Source organism: Streptomyces paludis, from assembly GCF_003344965.1.
Classification (GTDB): Bacteria; Actinomycetota; Actinomycetes; order Streptomycetales; family Streptomycetaceae; genus Streptomyces; species Streptomyces paludis.
Genome location: NZ_CP031194.1, coordinates 619,903 through 640,731 on the forward strand (window position 1 = coordinate 619,903; position 20,829 = coordinate 640,731).

Below are 20,829 nucleotides of genomic sequence, written 5' to 3' on the forward strand. Positions count from 1 at the left end.
CCGAGAAAATCAAGCCATATTTTCGAGAACTTGCGGAACCGTTGTCGAGTCGCGAACGATCAGCTCTGTCGCCAGATCGGTGTGGAAGACGGGCGGCGCTCCCCCGAGGAGCAGCTTGTGCGCGACGTCCACGGCGTACGAGCCCATCGCCTCCGACGGCTGTCGGATGGTCGTCAGCCGCGGCGCCGTCATCCGCGCGACGGGCTGATCGTCGAACCCGATGACGCTGAGGTCGCGCGGGACGGAGATACCGGCCCGCCGCGCCGCCTCCAGCACCCCGGCCGCCTGGGCGTCGCTCGCCGCGAAGATCGCCGTGACGCGGCCCGGCCGCTCCAGGAGGGACTCCGCGGCCAGCAGCCCCGATTCGTACGTGAAGTCGCCCTCCTCGACAATGCCGTCGCCGGGCTGGATGCCCGCGGAGGCGAGCGCGGCCAGATGCCCGTGCTTGCGCGCGATCGACGCCTGTGTGTCGGACACACCACCGAGGAAGCCGATACGCGTGTGCCCGAGCGACAGCAGATGCTGGGTGGCCGCCATACCGCCGGCGAAGTTCGTCGCGCCGACAGAGTACGAGTCGCTGTCGGGCAACCGGTAGGTGTCGACCTCGACGAGCGGCACTCCGTTCTTCGCGAGCTTCGCCCGCTCCTCCGTCCTCAGCCGGGACTTCACCGCGATCACGGCCACCGGCCCGTTCCGCTTCGTCCGCTCGATCCACCCCGCGGCCGGCACCCCGTCGGGAAGATCGAGAAGGACCAGCTCAAGCCCTGTCTCGTGGGCCGCGCGCATGGCACCGCGCAGAATCTCCACGGTCAGCGGCGACGACATGCTCGAACTCGCGAGCACCACCACCACCGTCGCCAGATCGCGCCGGGAGCGCTGCTTCGGCGACAGGTACTGCTTGTCGCGCAGCACGGACTCCACCCGCACCCGGGTGTCGGCGGCGACGTCCGGCGCCCCGTTCACGACCTTCGAGACGGTGGAGACCGAAACACCCGCCTCGCCCGCCACCTCGGCGAGCGACGGTCGACGCTCCTTCTCGCGCATGAGTATCCCTTCGATCACTTTGAGTTCTGGAAGTCTACGGCGAACGACGTCACCCAGAGAGATTTTGCTTAAGTATGATCGAGAAACTTATCGAGAGTTCTCGGGAAAGAAAGGGGTTCTCCCGTGACACGACAGCAGGCCGACCTTCTCATCGTCGGTGGTGGCGTCGGCGGCGTCTCCGCCGCGCTCGCGGCTCTGCGCCGCGGCAGATCAGTGATCATGACCGAGCAGACACCATGGCTGGGCGGACAGCTGACGGCTCAGCTGGTGCCCAGCGACGAGCACCGGCGCATCGAGACCACCGGCCGCAACCGCAGCTACGCCCAGTTCCGCGAGCTGGTACGCGAGCACTACCGCACCTACTACCCGCTCACCGCGGCCGCGCGAGCCCACGAGCACCTCAACCCCGGCGCGGCATGGGTCAGCCCGCTCAGCGTCGAGCCCAAGGCCATCCTCGCGGTGATCCACGGCATGCTGCGCCCGTACGAGGCGTCCGGACGGCTCACGCTCCTGCTGGAGACCTCGCCCGCCGCCGTCCACACCGACGGCGACCGCGTCACCGCGGTGACGGTGCGCGACCGCGAGGGAGTCGAGCACGACCTCGCCGCGCCGTTCGTGCTGGACGCCACCGAACTGGGCGACCTCCTGGAACTCGGCGGAGTCGAGTTCGTCACCGGCCGCGAGTCCCGCGGCGAGACCGGCGAGCCCGGCGCACCGGAGACCGGCGATCCCCTCGACATGCAGAGCGTCACGTGGTGCTTCGCGATCGAGCACCTCGCCGGCCAGGACCACACCATCGACCGGCCCGACGACTACGGCTTCTTCCGCGACTGGCGCCCGCCGCAGCTCGACGGCGAGAAGATGCTCGGGTTCCGCCGCGCCGCCCACGACGGATCGATCGCCAGGGAGTACACCCTGCGCGTGAACGACGACGACGACCCGTTCGCCATCGACGTGGACCACCGCAACATGGGCAAGGCCCCCGAGCTGTGGAACTACCGACGCGTCGCGGCGCGGCGCCAGTTCGAGGACGGCGCGTACGAGAGCGACATAGTCATCGTGAACTGGCCGATGAACGACTACGTCGGCGGTACGTTGTTCGGCGGCGACGACGCGGCGGTCCACTGGGACCGGTCGAAGGCGCTGAGCCGCTCGCTGCTCTACTGGCTCCAGACGGAGGCGCCGCGCCCCGACGGCGGCGCCGGCTGGCCCGGACTCCGCACCGTGCCGCGCGTCACGGGGACGCCGGACGGTTTCGCGATGATGCCGTACTTCCGGGAGTCACGCCGTATCCGGGCGGAACGGACGATCCTGGAGCAGGACTTCGACCGGGACTTCCGCGACGGCCGGGGCGCCGAGCGCTATCCCGACACGGTGGGCGTCGGTCACTACTACTGGATCGACCGGCACTCCACGACCGGGGGCAGCGCGGGCGGCGGCGGCCTGCCGGAGCCGTTCGAGATCCCGCTCGGCGCCCTTCTGCCCCGGCGCGTACGGAACCTGCTGCCCGCCGCGAAGAACATCGGCACCACGCACATCTCGAACGGCAGCTACCGGTTGCAGCCCGTCGAGTGGTCCATCGGCGAGGCCGTTGGAGCCCTCGCCTCGTACTGCCTCGAACACGGCCTGGAGCCGTCCGCGGTGCGCTCCGACGCGCGCCGGCTCGACGACTTCCAGCGCGACCTCGAACGCGGCGGCGTACAGCTGCGGTGGGATCCCGCGCTCCGCTGGTAGCGCGCCGCGCGGGTCAGACCTCGGCCGGCGCCCGTCCGGTCGAGGCTCTGACCCGCAACGCCGGGGTCGCGTCCTGATGGGTGGACGGGTCCGCGCCGTCGATGACATCGAGCAGCCGGCGCGCGGCATGGGCGCCGAGGGCGACGATGTCATGGCCGAGCGCCGTCAGTCCGGGCGTCACGAGGCGGCAGAGCAGCGAGTCGTCCCACGCGATGATGGAGACATCGCCCGGGACCGAGAGCCCCAGTTCGTGCGCGGTGGTCAGCGCCACGACCGCCATGACGTCGTTGTCGAACAGCAGACCCGTCGGCGCCCGGGGCGACGACAGCACGGCGCGCGCCGCCGCCGCACCGGAATCCGGTGAGAGATCGGTACGTACGATGTCGTGTGCGAGGCCCGCGGCGCGCGCGGCGTGCTCGAACGCGTCGTCGCGGATGGCCGTGTACGCGTAACGGCGGGGACCCGCGACCCGGGTGACGCGCCGGTGGCCGAGGGCCGCGAGATGCCCGACCGCCCGCCGTGTCGCCTCGGCGTCGTCCGTCCACACCGTCGTCAGTCCGGCCGCGACGCTCGGGTCGCCGACGACGACCGCGGGGATGGCGCCCTCCGACACGACGGAGATCCGCGGATCGTCCGGGACCAGATCGGTGAGCAGGACGCCGTCGACCCGGCGCGATCTGTGCCAGCGCCGGATCGCCTCGGCCTCGGCGTCCGTGTCGGGCACGACCTCCAGCAGGAGCCCCATCGAGCGGGACGCGAGCGTCGTCTCCACACCGGCGATGAACTGCATGTAGAACGGCTCGACGGAGAGATCACGAGGGTCCTTGGCGAGCACCAGACCGATCGTCTCCGCGCCCGCGCCCGCCAGCGTGCGGGCGGCGCTCGCCGGCGACCAGCCGAGCCGGGCCGCCACCTCCAGAACCCGTTCGCGGGTGGCCGAGGACACACCGGAGCGGCCGTTCAGCGCGTAGGAGACGCTCGCGGTCGACGTCCGCGCCTCCCGTGCGACGTCCGCGATGGTGACCCGCCGGGGCTGCGGAGCACTCGTCATCACCGATGCCAGCTCCCGTCATTCGGAGTCGATCGTATCCCTCAGCGAGGCGACGACGAACGCCGCGCGCGCCGAGGCGGCGTCGAGCGGCTCCGGCGCGCGGACCCGGAAGACCTCCGTCTCCCCCGGCAGCACGGTGGTGAAGCCGCGGTCGACCGTCGCCCCGGGATGGATCCGGTCCGGCTGGACGAGTACGTCGCGCGCGAGGTGACGTGAGTGCACACCGATGTCCAGCCCACCGGTGACGGCGGTGACCGTGACCTCCAGCGGCGTTCCGCCGAGCCGCGCGTCCCTCGGCGCGGCGAAGTGCCAAAAGGCCCGCTCGCCGTCGACCGTCGCGAGGAGGAACTCAGCACCGGGATCCGACGGCTCGGCGACGGCCGACGGCAGCGCCATGCGGGTCACCGAACGCGGCGGAACGGAGAGCGCGTACGACCGCTCCGCGACGGGCTCGCCGTCGAGACGCCGCCGGACGAGGTGCGCGGTCGTGTCCCACGCCTCGTCGTCGTCGTTGATGACGCAGAGCTCCAGTCCGCCGTCACCCGGCTCGACGGTCACGACCCGCGGCGCGTAGATGTCGCGCAGGGCGAAGTAGAGCGGCTTGAGGCGGCCGGCGCTGTCGATCGCGGACCACGAGGTGACGGGCCAGAGGTCGTTGAGCTGCCACACGATGGTGCCCGCGGTCCGCGGCCAGCCCGCGCGCCAGTGCAGCACACCGGTACGGACCGCCTCGACCTGCATCCACTGCGTCTGGAGGTGCCACCGGTCGAAGTCCTCCGTCGGCGGGAGGTGCCGGGCGAGGTTGCGCGCGATCTTCGTGTGTCCGTCGATGGCCTTCTGATGGTGGCGTACGTTCTCGGCGTCGACGCGCAGTTCGGGGTCCGTGACCGCGTCCCGGAGTGTTCGCCAGGCCGCGGCGCCCTGCCAGCCGAACTCGGAGACGAAGCGCGGAGAGCTGTCCCGGTAGACCGCGTAGTCGTCCTCGTTCCAGGCGTCCCAGGAGTGGAACGTCTGGTGGTCGGTGTCGTTCGGCTCGTACGCCCAACTGCCCGACCAGGGGCTCCCCTCCGTGTAGGGGCGGGTGGGGTCGAGTTCACGGACGAGGTCCGGAAGCCATTCGAGGTAGTACCGCTCGCCCCAGGTGAGCGCGCCTCCTGGCTGCGCCGCCCAGTCCTTGTCGAGGCGCATCCAGAGGTTCTCGTTGTTCCCGTTCCAGACGGCGAGGCTGGCATGAGAGCTGAGCCGCACGATGTTCTCGCGGGCCTCGGCGAGCACCTCGGAGCGGATCGGCTCCTCCTCGGGGTAGGCGGCGCACGCGAAGAGGAAGTCCTGCCACACGAGCAGGCCGAGTTCGTCGCACGCCGTGTAGAACGCCTCGCTCTCGTAGACCCCTCCGCCCCATACGCGGACGAGGTTCACATGCGCGTCGGCGGCCTGTTCCAGCCGGGTCCGGACGCGGTCGTCGGTGACCTCCCCGGGGAAGACGCTCTCGGGGATCCAGTTCACGCCCTTGACGAACAGCGGGCGTTCGTTCACCGTCACGACGAACGGGGTGCCCTCGGCGTCGGGTTCCCGGTCGACCGTGACCGTACGGAAGCCGACCCGTGTGCGGTGCTCGTCGAGCCGCTCCTTCCCGGACCGGAGCGAGACCGCGACCGGATACAGGTGTGGTTCGCCGAGTCCTCGCGGGTACCACCGCCGTACGCCGGGAACGGCCACGACGACGGTCGCGGAGTCCTCGCCCGGAGGGACCTCGGCGTGGACGGCCTGCCCGGCGATCTCGACCTCCAGCTGCAACGGGAGCGCGGCGCCCGAGGCGGTTCGCTCGATGTCGATGTGGGCGGCGAGGATGCCGGTGTCCTCGAACACGTCGACCAGGGGGCGGACCGCGGCGATCCGCGCCGTGCTCCAGGTCTCCACCCTGACGTCACGCCACAGTCCGCACCCCGGGAGAGTCGGTCCCCAGTCCCAGCCGAAACCGCTCGCCATCTTCCTGATGAACGCGAAGGGCTGCGGGTAGGCGCTGGGCCGTGCTCCGAGCGTGTGTTCCCACTGCTCCACCTCGGTGTACGGGGAGGTGAACCGGACGTCGACGCTATTCGTCCCGGCCGCGACCGCCGTGATGTCGAACCGGAAGGAACGGTGCATGTTCCGGGTGCTTCCGACCGTCCGCCCGTTGACCTCGACGGACGCGACGGTGTCGACACCGTCGAGGACGAGGTCGATGCGCTCCGCGCCGAGGTCGGCGGTGAAGGTGCGGCTGAGGGCCCAGTCGCATCTCGACACCCACGCGACCTCGTCCTCGTTCCGGTCGACGAAGGGGTCGGGGATGAGGTCCGCCGCCAGCAGATCGAGGTGGACCGCCCCCGGAACCCGCGCCTCGATGGCCCGGCCGACGAGCGGAACGGCCGCTTCCGGCACCGGAGTCCGGCCGTCGGTGACGACTGTCCATGTCCAACGTCCTGCCAGGTCCAACGTCGTGCGCATGCGGACTTCTCCTCGCCGAGTCACGTGGCGGCCCAGCGTAGCCTAAGCGCTTAAGTTCGGGACAGGCCCCTGCCGCATCAGGCATGCGCCCGTCGGCTCCCCTTTGAGTATGAAGAAATGACTAATTACTCCGAATGGGCGAGATCCACCCGGGTGAAAATGGCGCTGCCAACCCACTCTGATCAGCACATACGGCCTCACCCGCACCGGTGGGAATATTGCTCCGTACGTGCAACAAATGGCAGCCGTACGCCAAAGTGGCATCGGACGGGTACCCGAGTCCAGCAGTGAACCCGGCGCATCAGCGGCGGGGTCATCACACATAACAAAGAAGTAGGTAACTCAAATGATCGCGAAGATTCGAGGCGCGCTCGGCATGCAGAGCCGTACGCTGGCCGGCCGCTACGAGATGTACACCTGGGCCCTTTAATCGGAGCCGAGTGATGACTGGGGAGGGGCATGTGCACTCATGCTCCTCCCCAGCCCTTTTTTATGGCTCGACACAAGTGGCGGAGACACAGCATGTGCGGAATTACCGGATGGGTCTCGTACAGCAGGAACCTCTCCTCTGAGCAGGAGACCATCGACGACATGACCGAGACGATGGCCTACCGGGGTCCGGACGACCGCGGTACCTGGACGTCCGGGCCCGTCGCACTCGGCCACCGGCGGCTGGCGGTCATCGACCTGCCCGGCGGCCGGCAGCCGATGACGCTGGACACCCCGGACGGCCCGCTCACCCTCGTCTACTCGGGCGAGACCTACAACTTCGAAGAGCTGCGCGAGGAACTCGCGGGCCGCGGCCACCGCTTCACCACCGGCTCCGACACCGAGGTCGTGCTCCACGGCTACCAGGAGTGGGGCCCGGCGGTGGCCGGACGCCTCAACGGCATGTACGCGTTTGCCGTCTGGGACGGGCGCGAGCGCAAGCTCGTGATGATCCGCGACCGGATGGGCATCAAGCCGCTGTACTACTACCCCACCGACGACGGGGTGCTCTTCGGCTCGGAGCCCAAGGCGATCCTCGCCAACCCCCTCGCCCGCCGCGAAGTCGCCCTCGACGGCCTGCGGGAGCTGTTCGCCTTCGTCAAGACCCCCGGACAGGCCGTCTGGGAGGGCATGCGCGAGGTCGAGCCGGGCACCGTTGTCACCGTCGACCCCAACGGCCTCCGTACACACACGTACTGGACGCTGGAGACCCGCCCGCACACCGACAGCCAGGACGAGTCCGTCGCACAGGTACGCGCTCTCCTCGACGACATCGTGCGCCGCCAGCTGGTCGCCGACGTACCGCGCTCCACCCTGCTCTCCGGCGGTCTGGACTCCTCGGTCATCACCGCGCTCGCCGCGCGGCAGCTGGGCGAGGCGGGCGAGACCCTCCGCAGCTTCACCGTCGACTTCGTCGGCCAGACCGACAACTTCACCGCCAGCGAACTGCGCGGCACCCCCGACACCCCCTTCGCGCGGGACATGGCACGCGCCGCCGGCACCAACCACCACGACATCGTTCTCGACTCCGGTCGGTTCGCGGACCCCGAGGTGCGCTCACAGACGATCCGCGCGCGGGACATCCCCATGGGCCTGGTCGACCTGGACCCCTCGCTGTACATGCTGTTCAAGGGCGTACGGCAGCACTCGACGGTCGTCCTCTCCGGCGAGTCGGCCGATGAGGTCTTCGGCGGCTACCGGCAGTTCTTCGACCCCCGGGCGCGCGAGGCCGACACCTTCCCCTGGCTGATGAAGTTCGCCGAACAGGCCGGCGACGACGGCGACATCCTCACCGCGGACGCCGTCCGCGCCCTCGATCTGGACCGCTTCGTACGCGACAGCTACCGGTCCGCCGTCTCCGGTCTCCAACGCCTCGACGGCGAGAGCGACTTCGAGTTCACGATGCGGAGGATGTGCTATCTGCACCTGACCCGCTTCGTCCGCACCCTGCTGGACCGCAAGGACCGCGTGAGCATGGCGGTGGGCCTGGAGGTACGCGTCCCCTTCTGCGACCACCGGCTCGTGGAGTACGTCTACAACACCCCCTGGTCGATGAAGTCCTTCGACGGCCGCGAGAAGAGCCTGCTGCGCGAGGCCACCGCGGATGTTCTCCCCCGCTCCGTGTACGACCGGGTCAAGAGCCCCTACCCGTCCACCCAGGACCTCGGCTACACCGAGGCGCTCAAGCGGCATGTGCAGGACATTCTCGCCAAGCCCTCCCACCAGGTCTTCGACCTCGTCAGCAGGGACTGGGCGGAGCGCGTCGTCAAGACCGATACGCGGCGGATCAGCCTGTCGGCCCGGTGCGGGCTGGACCGCACGCTGGACCTGGCCCTCTGGATGGACATGTACCAGCCGACCCTGACGCTCTCCTGACGGTGGATCTCGCGTGTCCGGGCCCCACTGACCCTCGGTCAGCTCCACTGCGATGAAATGACTAATTACTCCGAATGGGCGAGATCCACACGGGTGAAAATGGCCCCGTCAACCCACTCTGACCAGCCACAACAGCCTCTCCCGTAACTGTAGGAATATTGCTCCGTACGTGGAACGAATCGGCGCGATACGCCACAGTGTCAGCGGACCGGTACCCAAGTCCATCAGTAACCCGGCGCACCAGCGGCGGGGCATCGGACATAACAGAAACAGGTGACCGCGATGATCGCGAAGATTCGAGGCGCGCTCGGCATCCAGAGCCGTACGCTGTCCGGCCGTTACGAGATGTACATCTGGGCGCTGTAACGAATCCGAATGCCGGCTGGGGAGGGGCATGCGCACTCGTGCTCCTCCCCAGCCTTTTCATGGAAGGCACATCATGGCGACCTCACCTGACGCACTGGCTGACGCACTGACGCTACCCGGACCTGTCGGAGCGGATCGCCGCGGATGGCGCCGTGCCTATGACGCCGACCCGGCCGGATTCCTCTCCGCGAGCCAGGAGCGGTGGGGGGACACCTTCACCCTCGACAAGAACCTGGTGGTGGTCGGTGATCCCGACATGGCGCACCAGATCCTGGTGGCCACCGACCGTGAGTCGGTGATCGGCCCGGACCGGCTCGAAGGGCGCTTCCCCACCGCCGAGGAGACCCGGGAGTGGATGGGGACGCGCAAGCTGATCGGCCGGGTTCTCACACCCCAGGCCGTCCGGGGCCAGCTGCCACGGCTGGAGCAGGCCGTGAGCACCGGCCTGGAATCGCTCGCCGGAGGCGGGCCGTTCGACCCGATGGCGGTGACGCACGAAACCTGTCTGCGCGCCTTCCTGCCGATGTATCTCCCCGGCCCCGCGCCCGCGGTGGTATCCGCGCTGCGGGACTCCATCAGGGCTGCCCTTGTACTGGCCGACGCCGGCGTGCATCTGCCCCGCTGGTGGCCCAGCTCGATGCGACGGCGGGTGCTCACCGCTCGCCGCCGGGTCCACGCCGAGCTGCGCGCGCTGATCACCGCTCAGCGCCCCGACGACCAAGTGCCGAGCGACAGCCCGACCTTGTCGGACCTGCTGCGCACCGCCTCCGTTCCCACTGATCAGGCGGTCCATGTCCTGGGCAACGCGCTGTCGAAGGGACTGCCCGCCACGGCCGGCGCCTGGAGCTGGCTGCTGCACGACCTGGCCGCCCGTCCCGACGACATGGCACGTATCCGCGACGAGGCCATCGCCTGCCGGGCATCCGGTGAGGAGCTGTCGTACACCCGGGCGTTCGTCCGGGAATCGATGCGCACTCACCCGCCCGCCTGGCTGCTGGCCCGCGAGACGACCGCGCCGACCGCGGTCAGCGAGCGGTGCACCGTCCCCGCCGGTACGACCCTCTTCGTCAGCCCGTATCTGATCCACCGCGACCCTCGTTACTGGCCCGATCCCCACCGGTTCACCCCGGACCGCTGGACGTCCCCGCACACCGAGCGGCACCGCTACGCCTATCTGCCCTTCGGTGCCGGGCCCCGGGTCTGTGTCGGCCTGCATCTGGGCGAGGTCCTGCTGACGCTGACCGCGGCCCGTATCGCCACCGATCACCACCTCACCGTCACCACCCCGGCCACCGCACCGGCCTTCCGCTCCGTGCTCCAGCCGACCGGGATCCGTCTCCAACTCACCCGCCGCGCTCCGGGCGCCTGAGCCTGTACCTCAAGGGCGAATCACATATGAGCTTGCTTCTCGAAGAACAGCGCCCCACGGCCCCGCGGCCCCCCGCCCCCGAAGCCGCCCGGCTACGGCCCCTTTCGGTGATCCCCGGCCGGCAGCGCTGGCATGTCGACGTGGTGGGCCGCGATCCCGCGGTGGCACGGCTGCTGGAGGAACTGCTGCTGGCGGGCACGGGTATCCAGCGGGCCCGGGCCAATCCCGTCACCGGCCGGGTCCTGGTCGTACACGACCCGGCCATCCCGTCGGCCCAGGTGGCGACGGTGCTCGGAGAAGCCGTGGGGCGAGCGGTCTTCGCCGCGCACGGCAGCGGTGCGGGGCGGAGGCGCGAACACACCTCCGGTCCCGGTACGAGTACGCCGGCCGCGCCCGGACGGGCGGAGACCGCCCCCGCGCCGGCCGCCCTGCCGTCGTCGGAGAAGGACGGTGCCCCCGACCGCACCACCGCGCCCGGTCCCCGCACCTCATCCCCGGGGCCGCTCGTCAGGGGCGCGGTCGGCGCGATCGCCGTCGGCTGTGCGTGGCTCTGCCGGAAGTTGCTCACTCGACCGCTCGTCGGCCTCGGCGTGGCCCTGACGGCGACCGCGGCGGTTGTCAAACGCGCCTCGGGACGTTCCACCGCTCAGGACACACCACACACCGACGTGCACGAGGCAGCGGACGAGAGCACGGGCAGGCATCCCCTATTGCGGATGCTCGGCCCGCACAGACGCATGGCCGCATGGGCCTGTCTGCTCTCGACCATCGGGCAGATCGTCGAGGCAGCGGTGTTTGTCCTCATCGCCGCGGGTGTGCTGCTCCTGGCCAACGGCGGGAACGCCACACTGGCCCAGCTGGGAATCACCGCCTTCCCGGGTCAACTCGCCTTCCTCGCCGGGGCCACCGCGCTGGTGTGCCTGGCGAGCAGCGCCCTGAACTACAGCGCGACGGCCGCATGGCACGACGTGGGCCACGAGGTGGAGCACGACTGGCGCGTCCGTACCCACGCGCACGCGCAGCGACTGCCGATGGCCTACCTGGAGGACGAGCGCACCCATCACATCGCCTCCGTACTGTCCGACGACATCGGCCAGATCGGCCCCTTCCTGGGCAACGCACCCCACGAAGCGGTCCAGTTGGCCACCAGCATCGCCCTGCTGGTGCCCGTCTTCTGCTTCATGGCGCCCCAGCTCGCCTGGATCGCGTTCGCGCCGATCCCGCTGATGGCATGGCTCTCGTACCGACACTACGACCGGGCGGTGAACGAACAGGCGGTGGCCAACGAGCGGCGCACGGGCATGAGCGGCCGTATCAGTGAGACGCTCCAGGCCGCCATCACGGTCAAGTCCTCGTGCACCGAGACACACGAGGACGAGCGGCTGGCCGATCTCAGCCTCCAGTACACCGAGGCGAACAAGCGCACCGACCGCGGCACCGCGGCGCAGGGTCTGATCGTACGGGCCTGTGCGATGGCGGCGCTGCCGACCGTGCTGCTGTTCGGCGGCATGGCGGTCTTCAGCGGCCAGATGTCCGCCGCCGTGGTCACCCCGCTGATCGAGATGCCCGGCCTGGCCCTGTACCGGCTGTCCCGGCTCGGCGCGGTCACCGACCAGTATCAGCGCGCGCTCGCCGCCTTCGGACGCGTGGAGCGTACGAACCAGCTGCCCATCGAGCCGGCGACCGGCCGCGACGAGCTGCCCGCCGTCCCGCTCACCGGCCCGGTCACCGGCCGGATCGACCTGCGCGACGTCACCTTCTCGTATCCCGGCAGGCCGCCCGTGATCAGCAACCTCTCCCTGGAGGTGCCCGCCGGCCGCACCACCGCCATCGTCGGTGTCACCGGGGCGGGCAAGAGCACGATCGCCAAGCTGCTGCTGCGCCTGCGTGACCGTGACGACGGGCTGATCCTCCTGGACGGCGTCGACGTCAACGACCTGTCTCTCCAGGATCTGCGCCGGACCATCGGCTATGTGGGCCAGGATCCGTATCTGTTCGACACCACGATCGGCGACAACATCCGCTACGGCGCCTTCGACGCGTCGGACGACCAGGTGACGGCCGCCGCGCGCATCGCCGGTGCGCATGACTTCGTCCAGGCACTCCCGCTCGGCTACCGCACCCCCGTCGGGGAACGTGGCGCGGCCCTGTCCGGTGGTCAACGCCAACGCGTCTCCCTGGCCCGTACGATCCTGCGCGACCCGCCGGTCGTGATCCTCGACGAGGCCACCTCGGCCGTGGACAACGAGACCGAGGCCGCGATCCAGCGCGCGCTGAACGCCTTCGGTCACCAACGGACCATGCTCGTGATCGCCCACCGGCTGTCCACCGTGCGTGACGCCGATCTCATCTACGTCCTCGACAGCGGTGGCGTTCCCGCCGAGCGCGGCACCCACCAGGAGCTGGTCCAACAGGGCGGCCTGTACGCCAACTTGTGGAAGCTCCAGGCGGGAGAGCAGACGCGGCGCACCACCGCTCGGAAGGCCGGCAAGAAAGCGGCTTCCCGGCCGGCGAAACCGGCCGTCGAAAGCTGACGGACAGGCCCCCCGCTCACCGATCCGCTCACCGATCCGCTCAGGAGGCCGCCCCATGGCGACCGTGAACATCTCCGTCGAGGACGACACCACCGAGGGCGACACCACTGCCCACCCGCCGCCGACGGTCTTCGCCGCGTGGGACGATCGCCGGCTCCCCGGGCCGCCGGGGCTCCCGGGTCTCTGGGGCCGCCACGATGGATCCCTGGGGCATCCGGGGCGCCATTGGACGAGTACGTGTCTCCGGGGCCTGGGGGGCGAGTTGGAGATCCGCTGATCCGCCAATGCCGCGAACGTATTCCCGCGGCTGCCCGTCGAAAACCCTCGAACTGTCGTCGGTGTTCACCTTCACGGATGAACTTGACGCAATGGTTGGCCGCGTTGTTCGCGCAGCCGTTAGCGTTCCCCCTGTCGACCGTGCACGACGCGATCGACGGCGACAGAAGCAAAAGTGAGCCGAATTCCCGTCGACGCTTGATCATTTACCGATTGCCGTTATCCATGCGGAGCGGCATTCGCTGTACAACTGCGGGCCGTCCGGTCAGCCACACGCAGAGAGAGATCACCATCATGCTGCCTGTTGTCCCTCCCTTCCTGCTCGGTCTTCTCGTAGCACCGTTGGCGAAGCGCCTCGCGAAGCCACTGGTGTTCGGCGTCGTCAAGACGTCGGTGGGCCTTGCGATGGAGGTGAAGAAGGTGGCGCACCAGGCCAACGAGGGGCTCCACGACCTCGCCGCGGAGGCGACCGCCGAGATGATCAGCGCCCAGCTGCGGGCCGACGCGGACGCGGACACCAAGCTGGTGAAGCCCCGGTCCGAGGCCACCGCGTCGGGCACCGCCGGCCCGAACCACTGACGTGATGAGCGCGACGGCCGCGGACGACGCGTCGAAGGACGTGCTGTACACCGCCGAACTCGTCAACGACCGCGGGACCTACACATTGATCGTGCGGGACCTGGTAAATGGCACCCTTCAGTCGGTCACCGTCCCCGGAAAGACAGTCGGAAAGATTCCCACATATCTGTCCATGATCGGCCTCCGGTAGTAAGGAGAATTCACCGTGCCACCTGTTGTGCTTCCTTTCCTCGTGGGTGTGATCGTGTCTCCGCTGGCACAGAAGATCGTGAAACCCCTCGCACGCGGCGCGGTGAAGAGTTCGGTGGGGCTCACCGTCAGTGTCAAACAGGCATGCGCCAGGGCGCGTGCCGAGGTGCAGGGTGCGGCAGCCGTGGCGGCTGCCCAGCATGCCGTCGAGGCCCCGGCTCCGGTGGGCACCGCCGAGGCCACGCCTTCCGCAACCCCACACGGCGCGACCGAGCGGTAGTTCCGCCGCCCAGTCGAATCGGCACCGTGACCGGCGGCGGCGCGGGCCCCGGATAGACTCGCCCGTATGGTCCGATCGTCTCGTGATGGTACGAATCCCGGGACATGGCGGCGCGAGACGGGCACCGTGGTGCGCCGGGCCGCGGCGCTTCCGGAGCGGGCCGGGGGTCCCTTCGCGATCGTCGCCGGGTCACGGGTGCCGCATGCCCCCACGGAGTGGGCGCCGCACTCGCACCCTCTGCACGAGCTGGTCTGGGTACGTGGGGGAACGCTGACGTCCCGCGTGGAGAACCGTATCTTCACCGTGTCCGAGGGGCATGGGCTGTGGATGCCGGCCCATGTGGTGCACGGCGGCCGGGCCACCGCGGGCGCGCGGTTCCACGACGCGTTCTTCGCCCCCGACCGCACTCCGTTCGCCTTTACGGAGCCGGTGGCGATCGCGATGACGCCGGTGCTGGAGTCGTTGCTGACCCATCTGTCCCGCACGGATCTCGACGCGGCGGCCCGGGCGCGGGCCGAGGCGGTCGTGTTCGACGTACTCCAGCCGTCGGAGCGCCAGTTCACGCTGCGGCTGCCCGGCGACGCGCGGATCGACGCGATCACCGAAGCCCTGCTGGACGACCCCGCCGACCACCGCTCGCTGGACGAGTGGGCGCGGGCGCTGAACACCAGCGACCGTACGATCACCCGCGCGTTCCGCCACGCGACGGGACTGTCCTTCGCGCAGTGGCGGCAGGCGCTGCGGGTGCACTGGGCGCTGACGATGCTCTCCGAGGGGCACGACGTGCAGACCGTCTCCGAGACCCTCGGCTACGCGCAGCCCAGCACCTTCATCGCCGCCTTCCGCCGGGTCATGGGAACCACGCCGGGCGCGTTCTTCGACGTGACCGACTGATGGCACGCGACTGACGGCACGCTGCTGACTGACGGCACGCGACTGAGGCACGCGACTGGCGCCGGCGCACTCGGCCGTGTCCCAAATCCCGTATTGGGTGTCCAGAACTCCTGATTGTCGACAAGGTGAGCGGAATATAAGCTTCCTCCAGTTAGGCAAGGCAAACCTTAGTTTTTGCTCCTCCCTCGAGTCACCCGGAACCGTCAATGTTCACGAACTCCTCCGCCCTCGGCGGCCACGATCTGGTGCTGCGGTACGGCGGGACCCCGGTCGTCCACGGCGTCTCGCTGGCCCTGGAGCCCGGCCGCGCGACCGCTCTGGTGGGGCCCAACGGCAGCGGGAAGTCCACGCTGCTGCGCGCGCTCTCCCGGCTGCACCGGGTGGACGGCGGCCGGGTGACGCTGGGTGCCCGTGACGGCCGTCCCGAACGCGAGGCATCGCTGCTCAGCGCCCGTCAGTTCGCCCGCGAGGTCACCCTGTTCTCCCAGTCGAGACCCGCGCCCCAGGGGCTGACGGTGGCGGAGGTCGTAGCGTTCGGACGCCACCCCTACCGGCGCGGCTTCGCCGGTCTGTCCGCCGAGGACCGCGCCGCCATCGAGCATGCCATGGGCGTCACCGGCGTACGGGACATGTCCGGGCGGCCGGTCGGCGAACTCTCCGGCGGGGAGATGCAGCGTGTCTGGCTCGCGGCCTGTCTGGCCCAGGACACCGGCGTCGTACTGCTGGACGAGCCGACGAACCACCTGGACCTGCGCTATCAGATCGAGACGCTCGACCTGGTGCGCGACCTGGTCGAGGAGCACGGCGCCGCGGTGGGGATCGTGCTGCACGACCTCGACCACGCCTCCCGGGTCGCGGACACGCTGGTCCTGATGCACGCCGGCCGTGTGCACGCCGCGGGCACCCCCATCGACGTACTCACCGCGGAGAACATCGGCGCCGTCTACGACATCCGTGTCGAGGTCGGTGTGGACCCCCGCACGGGCCGTCTGCGTATCGACCCACTCGGGCGGCACTCCGCCCGCGGCGGCGCGTCCGCCGCTTCAACGAACCGTAAGAAAGAGGACCTTTCATGAACCGTGCCCGTCGTCTGGCCGCGTCAGCCTCCGCGGGGCTTGTCGTCCTCGCCGCAACGGCGTGCGGCACGACCAGTGTCGAGAAGACCGAGGCCGCCGCCGAGAGCGCGGCCCCCGCGTCGAAGAGCTGTGCCGATGACACCACGGCGACCTCCGACAAGCCGGTGTCCTTCAAGGACGGGGTCGGCCGGCAGGTGACGCTCGACAAGCCCGCCAAGCGGATCGCCGTCCTGGAGTGGCAGCAGGTCGAGGACGCGCTGACGCTCTGTGTCACCCCCACCGCGGTCTCCGACGCGAAGGGATACAGCACCTGGGTCAGCGCGGAGAAGCTGCCCGCCGGGGTGACGGACATCGGCAGCCGTGAGGAGCCCGACCTCGACACCCTGTACGCGGCGAAGCCCGACCTCATCGTCGTGGAGGCGTTCAAGGCCGACGACGAGACCATCAAGAAGCTGGAGAAGCGCGGCGTCCCCGTGATGGCCACGCGAGGGGCGTACCCCGCCGACCCGATCGGGAACATGCGGCAGGTCTTCAGCATGATCGGCGAGGCGACGGGCCGCACCGAGCGCGCCGACCAAGTGCTCAAGGAGTTCGACGAGCACCTCGCGACGGCGAAGAAGCAGGTGGCCGACGCGGATCTGCCGACCAAGGACTTCCTGTTCTTCGACGGATGGCTCCAGGGAGGCAACCTCACCGTCCGTCCGTACGCCAAGGGCGCCCTGTTCACCGAGATAGGTGAACAGCTCGGTATGAAGCCCGCGTGGACGAAGGACGTCAACAAGGCCCACGGAAACGGCGGCGTCAACGCCTCCTACGGTCTCGCGCAAACCGATGTCGAGGGCCTCACCGGCGTGGGCAACGCCAACCTCTTCTACGCCAACGACGAAGGCGCCGGGGGCTATGTCAAGGCGCTTCAGAAGAACCCGATCTGGAAGTCGCTCCCGGCCGTGAAGGAAGGCCGCGCGCACTCCTTCCCGGCGCGGGTGTGGGGCGCCGGCGGGCCGCGCTCCTGCGCGCAGGCGATCGACGCGTACGTCGACGTACTCACCAGCAAGAAGTGAGCACACCGCGACAAGAGGTGAAGCCACCACCTCCGACACCGGCACCCGAACGCCCCGGCGGGTCCGGGCTCTCCGGATCTCCCGGATCTCCCGGATCTCCCGGATCCCCCGGATCCCCCGGATCCCCCGGATCTCCCGGACCCGCCGGACGCGAACCGCTGGCGCGCGCCGATCGCGGCGGCGGCCCCACCGGGCTGGCCGTCCTGGCGCTCCTCGCCGTCGTGACCGTCCTGGTCGGCATGTGGCATCTGACGCAGGGGACGTCGGGGGTGGGCGTCGGGGACCTGGTGCGCCATCTCGCCGGTGCTCAGGAGAGCGCCGGCGGGGCGCCGGTCGGTGAGATCCTCACCGGCTCCCGGCTGCCGAGGCTGGCCGCGGGGGTTGCGGTGGGCATCGCCCTCGGCTGCGCCGGCGCGCTGCTCCAGTCCGTCACGCGCAACGCTCTCGCCTCGCCCGACACCCTGGCGGTCACGGCGGGGGCGTACTTCACCCTCGCGCTCGTCGCGGCCTTCGGCCTCGCGGTCCCGCTGTGGGCTTCGGGCGCGGTCGCCTTCGCCGGCGGCCTGGTCGCGGCGGCGCTCGTGCTGGCCCTCGCGGGCCGGGCCGCGGGCACGGCGGGTACACGGCTGATCCTCGCCGGATCGGCGGTGGCGATGGCCCTGGACGCGGCGACCGGGATGCTGCTCATCCTCTTCGGCCAGAACACGACCGGCCTCTTCGCCTGGGGAAGCGGCTCGCTCGCGCAACTGAACATCGACGCGTCGCTGCGCGCGTTCCCCCTCGTCGCCACGGTGCTGTGCGTCGCCCTGGCGCTCTCCCGCAGGCTGGACGTGATGAGCCTCGGCGACGACGCCGCGGCCACCCTCGGTGTGCCGATCCGCAGCACCCGCGTAACGGCCGTGCTCTGCGCGGTACTTCTGACCAGTACGGCCGTCACTCTCGCGGGCCCGATCGGCTTCGTCGGGCTCGGCGCACCCGTCCTCACCCGGCTGATCGCGAGCCGGGTCCGGGCGCTGCACCGGCATCTCTTCCTGGTGCCCGCGTCCGGGCTGTTCGGCGCGCTGCTCATCCTGCTCGCGGACGCGACGCTGCGGGCGGTCCAGGGCGCGGACGGCGCCGCCGCCATTCCCACCGGGGTGCCGACCGCGCTGCTGGGCGCCGTCGTGATCGTCGTCCTCGCGCTCCGGCTGCGCGACACGGGCCGGCTCCGGCAGCCGCCGCACGCGCGGGTCGCCGTACGGTCGCGCCGCGCGTTCCTCCTCGTCGTACTCGGCGCGGTGGCGCTCCTGGCCGCGGCGGTCCTCGTGGCGGTCCTCGCGGGAAGTCTCTGGCTGCGGACGGGGGACCTCGCGCTCTGGGTCCGCGGGGCCGCCCCGGACCTGATCGGCCAGGCGCTCGACGACCGGGTCCCGCGTGTGGCCGCCGCGGTCCTCGCCGGCGCGGCGCTCGGACTGGCCGGATGCGCCGTCCAAAGCGCGGTGCGCAACCCGCTGGCCGAGCCGGGCGTGCTCGGCATCACGGCGGGCGCCGGTCTTGGCGCGGTGATCGTCGTGACGTCCGGCCTGCCCGGCGGACGGCCGCTGCTCATCGCGGCGGCGGTCGTGACGGGGCTCGCCACCTTCGCGGTGATCACCCTGCTGGCCTCGCGCGGCGGCCTCCTGCCCGACCGGTTCGTCCTGATCGGTATCGGTTTCGGGTACGGCCTCAGCTCCCTCACCACGTTCCTGCTGCTCCGCGCCGACCCCTGGAACACGCCCCGGATCTTCACCTGGCTCTCCGGCACGACGTACGGGCGCACCCTGCCCGATGTGCTGCCGGTCGCGGTGGCCCTGGCGCTCGCGCTCCCCGCGCTGCTCGCCATGCGGGGCCGGCTCGACCTGCTCGCCGTCGACGACGACACCCCGCGTATCGTCGGCGTCCGGCTGGAACGCACCCGCTTCACCGCGCTGGCGATAGCCGCGGTGCTCGCGGCGCTCAGTGTGATCGCCGTCGGCGTCGTCGGTTTCGTGGGGCTCGTCGCCCCGCACCTCGCCCGGTCGCTGGTGGGCGCCCGCCATGGCCGTACGATCCCGGTCGCGATGCTGCTCGGCGGGCTGCTGGTCTGTGTGGCCGACGCCCTCGGCCGTACGCTCGCGGCCCCCGCCCAGATACCGGCGGGCCTCATGATCGCCCTGGTCGGCGCGCCGTACTTCGTGTGGGTGCTACGGCAGTCCCGCGCATGACGCCGCCGGGGAACACGGGAGTGCCGAAGCGATCGACGTACCGGAACACAGGAGCACAAGAGCAGGAGCCACCGGCATGCCGTCCCACCAGGAAACACCCGTGAGAAGCGCCCTCGTCCCGTTCGAGCCCGACGCACTGCCGGCGCCGCTGACACGGCTCGTGCCCCCCGACGTACTGGCGCGCTGGCGGTCGGCCGACCGTGCCGGCCAGGCCCCCCGCGTCGTGGCCGTACCCGGGGAGGACGGCGAGGGGTGGACCGCCGCCGCACTGGTGACGGCGCGCCCGCGCACGGCCTATCTGAAGATCGTCGACGCGGTGGGCGAGGTGCCGGCGGCCGTCGCTGCCGTGGTCGCCGCCGCACGGCACCAGGGGCTCGTACAGGTCAAGTGGGAAGGGTGGACGGCGGACGCCGGGGCAGCCGCCGCTCTCGGCTTCACCCCACTACGGGTTCCGCTCGCGCGGGCCGAGGACGCCGACGGGCCCGGCTCCGGCTATGTGCGCTGTCTGGGCGAGGGCGACGGTGAGGGTGGCAGCGACGATGACGTTGAGGGGAACAGCGGCGGCGCGGTGGCCGAGCCCCCGTACTACGGGCAGACGACACACTTCACCTGCGGCGCCGTCACCGCCCTGATCGCGCGGACCCACGCGGGAGCGCTGCCACCGGAAGCGTTCGACCGGGCGGCGGAGCTGCGGCTGTGGCGCGACGCGACGAACTTCCCCGCGTGCGAGCCCGTCGGGCTGGGCGTCGCGGTGCGCCGGGCATGGCCGTCGTCCCCGGTCACGGTCTTTCTCGATGAGGAGCGGCCGGTCCTGCTCGGCCATCTCCCGGAGAGCGAACGGGAATGGCGCGCCGTGCTCCAGCGCGAGTCGCGGGCGGACGCCGGCCGGCTCGGCGTCCCCGTCGTCCCGCACCGCCTGCCCATGGCCGCGGTCCGTGACGCGATCGGCCGGGGGGAGCAGGTGCTGCTCCTGCTGTCGCTCGCCGGGATGCAGGGGTTCGATGTGCCGCACTGGGTGCTCTGCCACGGTGCCGTACCGGGCGCCGTCGTGATCGAGGACCCCTGGGCCAACGCGGCCACGGGCGACACCTGGGTCGACGCCCACCTGTTGCCCGTGTCCGACGCGTCGCTCGACGAGATGTCGACGCTGTCGGCGCTCTCGGCTGATTCGGCCGAATCAGCGGAATCAGCGGACCACTACCGTGGTGCGGTCATCATCGGCGATACGGAGCCGCGTCACGCATCCTGAGGGGCGGCCGGCCGGTCACGCGCGTCACGCGGACCGGTGTGCCGCACAGAACCC

16 protein-coding genes are annotated in these 20,829 nt (G+C 70.5%); 13 read left to right on the forward strand and 3 right to left on the reverse strand.

Annotation, left to right across the window (positions count from 1 at the left end):
* Positions 1-9: 9 nt before the first annotated feature.
* Positions 10-1,044 carry a LacI family DNA-binding transcriptional regulator gene (locus DVK44_RS02655; RefSeq protein ID WP_162793640.1) on the reverse strand — a complete coding sequence of 345 codons (1,035 nt, stop codon included), beginning with the start codon at positions 1,042-1,044 and terminating at the stop codon, positions 10-12.
* Positions 1,045-1,167: 123 nt separating this feature from the next.
* Between DVK44_RS02655 and DVK44_RS02660 the strand changes: the two genes are divergently transcribed.
* On the forward strand, positions 1,168-2,778 hold the full coding sequence (locus DVK44_RS02660) for an FAD-dependent oxidoreductase (RefSeq protein ID WP_114658137.1): 1,611 nt from the start codon (positions 1,168-1,170) through the stop codon (positions 2,776-2,778).
* A gap of 13 nt (positions 2,779-2,791) precedes the next feature.
* Here DVK44_RS02660 and DVK44_RS02665 read toward each other — a convergent pair whose 3' ends face one another.
* The gene (locus tag DVK44_RS02665) at positions 2,792-3,829 is read right to left on the reverse strand and encodes a LacI family DNA-binding transcriptional regulator (protein WP_114658138.1); all 1,038 of its coding nucleotides are present in this window, start codon (positions 3,827-3,829) and stop codon (positions 2,792-2,794) included.
* An 18-nt stretch (positions 3,830-3,847) separates the two neighbouring features.
* Positions 3,848-6,316, reverse strand: coding sequence for a glycoside hydrolase family 2 protein (locus DVK44_RS02670; RefSeq protein WP_114658139.1), 2,469 nt, complete (start codon positions 6,314-6,316; stop codon positions 3,848-3,850).
* 522 nt (positions 6,317-6,838) lie between these two features.
* Between DVK44_RS02670 and asnB the strand changes: the two genes are divergently transcribed.
* The 12 genes from asnB to DVK44_RS02725 all read left to right on the forward strand — a co-directional run bounded on the left by asnB (position 6,839) and on the right by DVK44_RS02725 (position 20,775).
* The gene (gene asnB / locus DVK44_RS02675) at positions 6,839-8,680 is read left to right on the forward strand and encodes an asparagine synthase (glutamine-hydrolyzing) (RefSeq protein ID WP_114658140.1); all 1,842 of its coding nucleotides are present in this window, start codon (positions 6,839-6,841) and stop codon (positions 8,678-8,680) included.
* Positions 8,681-9,119: 439 nt separating this feature from the next.
* Positions 9,120-10,415 carry a cytochrome P450 gene (locus tag DVK44_RS02680; protein WP_162793642.1) on the forward strand — a complete coding sequence of 432 codons (1,296 nt, stop codon included), beginning with the start codon at positions 9,120-9,122 and terminating at the stop codon, positions 10,413-10,415.
* Between the two features lie 26 nt (positions 10,416-10,441).
* Positions 10,442-12,949 (forward strand): ABC transporter ATP-binding protein, encoded by a 2,508-nt coding sequence (locus DVK44_RS02685; protein WP_114658142.1) that lies wholly within the window; start codon positions 10,442-10,444, stop codon positions 12,947-12,949.
* 55 nt (positions 12,950-13,004) lie between these two features.
* Positions 13,005-13,226, forward strand: a complete 222-nt coding sequence (locus DVK44_RS02690; RefSeq protein WP_114658143.1) for a hypothetical protein — start codon at positions 13,005-13,007, stop codon at positions 13,224-13,226.
* A gap of 293 nt (positions 13,227-13,519) precedes the next feature.
* Entirely contained in the window at positions 13,520-13,804 is a 285-nt protein-coding gene (locus tag DVK44_RS02695) for a DUF5132 domain-containing protein (RefSeq protein WP_114658144.1), read from the forward strand.
* Positions 13,805-13,808: 4 nt separating this feature from the next.
* On the forward strand, positions 13,809-13,994 hold the full coding sequence (locus tag DVK44_RS02700; RefSeq protein ID WP_162793644.1) for a hypothetical protein: 186 nt from the start codon (positions 13,809-13,811) through the stop codon (positions 13,992-13,994).
* 15 nt (positions 13,995-14,009) lie between these two features.
* Positions 14,010-14,273 carry a DUF5132 domain-containing protein gene (locus tag DVK44_RS36240; RefSeq protein ID WP_162793646.1) on the forward strand — a complete coding sequence of 88 codons (264 nt, stop codon included), beginning with the start codon at positions 14,010-14,012 and terminating at the stop codon, positions 14,271-14,273.
* Positions 14,274-14,339: 66 nt separating this feature from the next.
* A complete protein-coding gene (locus tag DVK44_RS02705) occupies positions 14,340-15,167 on the forward strand; it encodes a helix-turn-helix domain-containing protein (protein WP_114658146.1) in 828 nt (275 codons plus the stop codon).
* 206 nt (positions 15,168-15,373) lie between these two features.
* Positions 15,374-16,243: an ABC transporter ATP-binding protein gene (locus DVK44_RS02710; RefSeq protein WP_114658147.1), complete on the forward strand. Its 870-nt coding sequence runs from the start codon at positions 15,374-15,376 to the stop codon at positions 16,241-16,243.
* Positions 16,240-17,304, forward strand: a complete 1,065-nt coding sequence (locus DVK44_RS02715; RefSeq protein WP_114658148.1) for an iron-siderophore ABC transporter substrate-binding protein — start codon at positions 16,240-16,242, stop codon at positions 17,302-17,304. Before DVK44_RS02710 ends, DVK44_RS02715 begins: the two co-directional genes overlap by 4 nt.
* Before the next feature lie 158 nt (positions 17,305-17,462).
* Positions 17,463-19,526, forward strand: coding sequence for an iron ABC transporter permease (locus DVK44_RS02720; RefSeq protein ID WP_114664856.1), 2,064 nt, complete (start codon positions 17,463-17,465; stop codon positions 19,524-19,526).
* 76 nt (positions 19,527-19,602) lie between these two features.
* Positions 19,603-20,775: a peptidase C39 family protein gene (locus tag DVK44_RS02725; RefSeq protein ID WP_114658149.1), complete on the forward strand. Its 1,173-nt coding sequence runs from the start codon at positions 19,603-19,605 to the stop codon at positions 20,773-20,775.
* Positions 20,776-20,829: the final 54 nt, after the last annotated feature.